Genomic DNA, 3,875 nt, shown 5'->3' with positions numbered 1-3,875 from the left:
GCCCGGGTGGCGCAAGGCGGGCATGCTGTAGCGGAACCCATCGTTCGAAGAAGATTCATGGCAGGTTGGCGAAATTTTCAACAGATATATCGACCACTTGTGAACACATGGATTCTCTATGATAATGCATTGGAAAGACCGGGATATGTTGACTCTGAAGGAGGGAACAATGACCGATAAACAGATAAAAATCAAAGACCCGGATCTGGCCAAGGTGGGAGTGGCATTAAAACGTGCGGCTGCAAATGCAAGACAATTGGGGCTTGACACCAACACACCCGTGTATGTGTTTCGAAATGGCAAAATTGTCGATATCGTTGCAGAACATCGCGCGACACGATCACCCAAAAAGACCACAGCAAACAGACCACAGAGAAAAACGACCGCACCTCACCAGAAAGCTCAATCAAAAAAGACCCGTTAGCGCCACCGTCTAAATAATCCACTCATTCCCCACCCTCAGGTCGGCCACCCTGACTGAACCCCAAATCGACAGGCGGCCCGTTGATCCGACGCCTGCCGGCTGGCCCGTAGGAGGGATGCTCTTATCAGCCAGCGGACCATGTCTGAGCCCTTCAAAAACTCAGGGCTGGCTCCGTGAGTTGGTCCGCTCTCTGCAGAGTTAGCGTCCCTCACCTCCTAAAAGAGACCAGACGGGGCATCAATGGTTTTGGCCACGTTTGCCGAAACAACAGTGGCTCACCTGCCTGGCCGAAACCCGGCATCACAGAAAACCAAGAAAAGGAAGGCAGAGACCATAATTGACTGAATTTTCGGGGTGAGACTGTCCGTTTAAATTTTAGCTTGGATGGAGTGGGGGCATCGCTCATGATTTACGTGTGATGGTGGACCCATTCTACAGTCTATCCTATTGCGGGTGAGGTTGGTTTTGGTGACAATGCCATAGGTTGCTATGTGCAAGAAGCCAACACAATTCAATAGTTGGAGATGATGCTATGCTTGAAACTAATAAAGTGACGTACCTGAAAGATTACACACCACCTGATTACTGGGTCACACATGTTAATCTGACATTTGACCTACGCGATGGAGAGACGTTGGTCAGCGCCAGGCTACAGGTGAAAAAAAATGGCAGTCATGACCACCCGTTGGTCCTCGATGGCGAAAATCTGGAATTGCTGGAGGTGAAACTCAATGGCCTCGCGATACCCAAGGGGACCAATCTGAAAGAAGGCTATGTGGTTTCTCAAGCGTCCCTTTCTCTCCTCCCCCCGGATGAGTCGTTTACGGTAGACACCCTGGTCAAAATTTACCCCGAACAGAATACCGCCCTTGAAGGTCTGTATAAATCAGGGGGCAACTGGTGCACGCAATGTGAAGCCGAAGGGTTTCGACGGATCACCTTTTTCCCCGACCGCTCGGATAATATGGCGACCTACACCACGAAGATTATTGCCGATCAAATTGCTGCCCCTGTTCTCCTTTCTAACGGGAATCTCGTCGATCATGGGCCAATGGATGATCAACGTCATTATGCGGTGTGGGAGGACCCTTTCCCCAAACCGAGTTATTTATTTGCCCTTGTCGGGGGTGATCTCGCATGTATTGACGATACCTTCGTGACAGCCAGTGGGCGTCAAGTGGCGTTGTGTATTTATGCCGATGCCAAAGACCTCGATAAACTTGATCATGCCATGGCCTCACTGAAACGTTCGATGACATGGGACGAAGAGGTGTATGGTCGTGAATATGATCTGGACCTGTTCAATATTGTGGCGGTTGACGATTTCAATATGGGTGCGATGGAAAACAAGTCCCTGAATATTTTCAACACGAAGTATGTGTTGGCGCATCCTTCTACAGCGACCGATGCCGATTATGAAGGCGTGGAAGGGGTGATTGCGCACGAATATTTTCACAATTGGACCGGCAACCGGGTGACGTGCCGGGACTGGTTTCAGCTCTGTTTAAAAGAAGGCTTAACGGTCTTCAGAGATCAGGAATTTTCCGGGGATATGGGTTCACAAGCGGTGAATCGTATCGCGAACGTCAGAAACCTACGGATGAGTCAATTCCCCGAAGATGCAGGGCCCATGGCCCATCCACCGCGACCCAATCAATTTGTCACCATCAATAACTTTTACACCGCAACCGTCTACAGCAAAGGTGCGGAGCTCAATAGGATGTTGCAGACATTATTGGCCAAGGAGAGTTTTCGCAAAGCGTCGGACCTATATTTTGAACGATTCGACGGGCAAGCGGTCACGGTTGAAGATTGGGTGCACTGTATGGAGGAGGCGTCCGGTCGTGACCTCAGCCAGTTCATGCTCTGGTATACACAGGCAGGCACACCGACGGTGAAAGCCAATTGGTCGTATGAGCATGCGAAGCAATTGTTCACCCTCACGCTCGAACAGATTGTCCCAACCATACCTAATCAATCAACGGGTCACCCCAGACACATTCCTGTGAAATTCGGGTTGGTGGGGCCCGATGGTCAGGATGTCACGCAGGGGATGCTGGAGCTCACGCAAGCGAAACAGGCATTTACCTTCGAGAATATCCCCCCTGACTGTGTCCCTTCGCTCTTCCGCCATTTTTCCGCTCCGGTCAATCTGGAGGCTCCGTACACAGACGACCAATTGCGACATCTGATGGTGCATGACCGTGATGGATTCAATCAGTGGGAAGCAGGAAACCGATTCCTCACCACCAAACTCATGGCACAGATTGATCGTCATGAACGCGGAGAAGACATCGTCGTTGGCGGAGATGTGCTGGATTCGTTTCGTAGGATTGTGCAACGAACAGATATGGACCAGGAACTCATGAGCCTGGCTCTCAGCTTGCCCGTCTATCAGGAAATGGCTCCTAACCGAAAAGTGATTGATCCGCAAGCTATTCTAAGAGTACGCAAAACATATCTGGAAACAGTAGGCCGTGAGCTTCACGATGAGTTTCTTAAGATATACAACACCAATTATGATCCCGTGAAAGCGTATGATCGTGCCGATGCCGGCCGCCGCAGCCTGCAAAACACCGCGCTCGCGTATTTGTCGCATTCAGGAGACGCAGACGTGGCCAAGCTGGCCGTGAAGCAATATAGCCAGGCCAACAATATGACCGACCGCTATGCGGCGCTGACGATCATCATCAATATGGATGAGGCGCAATCATATCGAGACGGCGTAACCCAACATTTTTACTATCAGTTTGCCAATGATGCGTTAGTCGTGGATAAGTGGATCGGGGCTTTCGCGAGATCACAGACCGATGATATTCTCCAGATCGTCAAAGCCCTGACAGGACATGAAGCCTTTACACACCCCACCCCGAACAGAATGCGAGCGTTGTATGGGACCTTCTCGCAGGCCAACCCCAAAGGCTTTCATGCGGAAGACGGATCAGGGTATGCCTTTGTCGCGGACTTTCTCATGAAGCTGGATGCCAAAAATCCCCAAGTGGCCTCAAGAATGATTGGGGCATTCGAAAAATTCAGGCAGCATCGAATGGATTTACAAACCCACATGGAGGCACAACTTTTTCGTATAGCCGCCATGGAACGTCTCTCACCCGATCTCAGTGAAAAGCTGGAGCGGTATTTGGGGAAGGAAACATTTAGCCAGCTCAGGGCTGGGAAAGGGGATGCTCAAACACCATCTCCGTCACCAACATAAAAGCCGGGTTGAGGACAGACAGGGCGCAAAGTTGAGCGAGCCCTAACATCAATCAATACCCCCCCTTACTCTTGCCATGTCCTATTCGAAGCCCTTCCTCCGCCTCCTCACCCCCGACATCCGTCTTAAAGTAGTTGTCATCCTGAGCGCAGCGAAGGATCTGTGCCCAGCCACTTAAACAATGAGTCAGCAAAATTCATATCCTTCTGTTTTTTCAATCCTCCGTCCTGCGAGTTG

The 3,875-nt window shown here is 50.7% G+C and carries 3 protein-coding genes; all 3 read left to right on the top strand.

The annotated features are described in order from the left end of the window. Positions 1–180 (top strand): hypothetical protein (locus tag AAH187_RS18895; protein ID WP_342350043.1); only part of this gene is annotated, 180 nt, incomplete at its 5' end. After that, positions 170–424 carry a hypothetical protein gene (locus AAH187_RS18890; RefSeq protein ID WP_342350042.1) on the top strand — a complete coding sequence of 85 codons (255 nt, stop codon included), beginning with the start codon at positions 170–172 and terminating at the stop codon, positions 422–424. The genes AAH187_RS18895 and AAH187_RS18890, both read left to right, overlap by 11 nt. 532 nt (positions 425–956) lie before the next feature. Beyond that, entirely contained in the window at positions 957–3,638 is a 2,682-nt protein-coding gene (pepN, locus tag AAH187_RS18885) for an aminopeptidase N (RefSeq protein ID WP_342350041.1), read from the top strand. Positions 3,639–3,875: the final 237 nt, after the last annotated feature.

Origin of the sequence: uncultured Nitrospira sp. (assembly GCA_902500695.1) — a bacterium.
Lineage (GTDB): Bacteria > Nitrospirota > Nitrospiria > Nitrospirales > UBA8639 > Nitrospira_E.
The sequence above is the reverse complement of the archived record's forward strand: the minus strand, read 5'-3'. Positions and strand labels throughout refer to the sequence as shown.